Annotated in this window: 1 protein-coding gene; it reads right to left on the reverse strand. The window is 40.7% G+C overall.

Annotated features, from left to right (window positions below):
* Window positions 1-107 precede the first annotated feature (107 nt).
* On the reverse strand, window positions 108-1,355 hold the full coding sequence (locus ACTQXY_RS15370; protein ID WP_044988652.1) for an IS110 family RNA-guided transposase: 1,248 nt from the start codon (window positions 1,353-1,355) through the stop codon (window positions 108-110).
* Window positions 1,356-1,675 lie beyond the last annotated feature (320 nt).

Below are 1,675 nucleotides of genomic sequence, written 5' to 3' on the forward strand. Positions count from 1 at the left end.
AAGATTGAAAATGAAAAGTAGAGGTTATCCATTACCTTAATCGTATCACAACAAAGCCATCTTACGGTGGCTGCTTTGAAAATTGAATATGTAGACAAAGTTACAGGTTATTCCGTTGCTGACTTGATGCGGAAACCTTGAAACTGAGCCATTAAAATAGCCTGCTCAACCGTGATTTCACGAGTTGTCGGAAGAATATCAGATTTTTGGTATAAATCTGAATTATAATTCTCACCATTTTTGAGCATGTGGTATAATGCTGTAAGAAGCATTCTTGCAATAGCAATGATTGCCTTCTTGTGACCGCGACGCTTTTTGATACGGAGGTAGCGGTCACGAATTTCCGGATGCTTTTTACTCTTGATTGCAGCGTTTGCACACTGTACAAGAAGTGGTTTGATATAGCATCCGGCCTTGGAAACCCGGACAGATTTTTTCTTCCCTGCACTTTCATTGTTGGTTGGAGTAAGACCAGCCCATGAACATAAGTGTTTCGCCGAAGGGAAAGCCTCCATGTTTGTTCCGATTTCGGAGATGATACCGATAGCAGTAAAGGTGTTCTTAAAACCTGGAGCGGTTAGGATAATGGAAATTTCCTGCTGATAGGGATTGGCGAGCGCAAGAATGAGTTCTTCTAACTCTGCTTTCCGGGCTTCAAGGTTATCAAAATGTTCTTTAATGATCTTTAATTTAGCAGCCTGTTCCGGAGTGATATATCCGTCAATGGCGAGTTCCAGTTCAGGAAGTTTATCTTTCATGGAACCATGGATTAAAGATCCGATATCAAAAGAAGTATCATCAGGATTTTCAAGGATTTTAGCAATAATCTTTTGAGAACTCTTACCAAAAGTGTCCGAGACAACGTTCCCCAACTGGATGTTGGAAACCGTGAGACAATTCTGGTAACGATTCTTTTCGCTGGACTTAAAGCAGGTCAGTTTGAAACGGTAACGCATAAGGTCACGGAGTTGACGAATGTCAGCAGGAGGCATAAAGCTACCGGCAACAAGATCATGCTTAAACAGGTCAGCAATCCATTTCGCATCTTTCTTGTCAGTTTTTTTACCACGGATAGCCTTAACATATTTGGGATGAGCAAGGACAATGGAACAGTCGTGTTCTAAGACATTGTAAACGGGAATCCAATATTTACCTGTAGATTCCATACAGACATCCTTGCAATTACGGTCGAGCAGCCATTTGAGCAACTGTTTCAGTCCTTTCGTGTAGGTTGAAAAGTGATGGCGCTCATAAGTGGTAACGCCTTGCTTATCCGTTTTAGCAATGCAAGCCACTACAAAGTTTTTGTGGACATCGATACCACAACAAATTTTGTACACGATTTTTAAAGCCATAGGGACTCCTTTCAGAACCAAAAGGTTCACTAAAGATTATAGGGAGAGACGGCATTGACTGAACGCCTAAGCCATAAACGAAGTAGTTTATACAAAGATAAGATTACGTGCTTGGTGTCACACTTATTTGTGCTTGAAAAGGCGAACTACACATATAAAAATACAGTCATTCCAGAAGAGGAACAGCCTACTCACCTCCCCGTGATTTGTAGTATACCGAGTTCCCTACAAAAAGAATTATAAAGAAAAAAAGCCGGGTAGAAAACTGTTTTCATAACGTTTTGTGCCTGAGCAAAGCGAAAGGAATGGATATAAAAATG

The organism is Faecalimonas sp. LCP19S3_D12, assembly GCF_052121495.1.
GTDB lineage: Bacteria > Bacillota > Clostridia > Lachnospirales > Lachnospiraceae > Faecalimonas.

Coding starts and splice junctions, on each gene's coding strand:
- ACTQXY_RS15370 (WP_044988652.1), bottom strand. CDS start 1,355: ATGGCTTTAAAAATCGTGTACAAAATTTGTTGTGGTATCGATGTCCAC.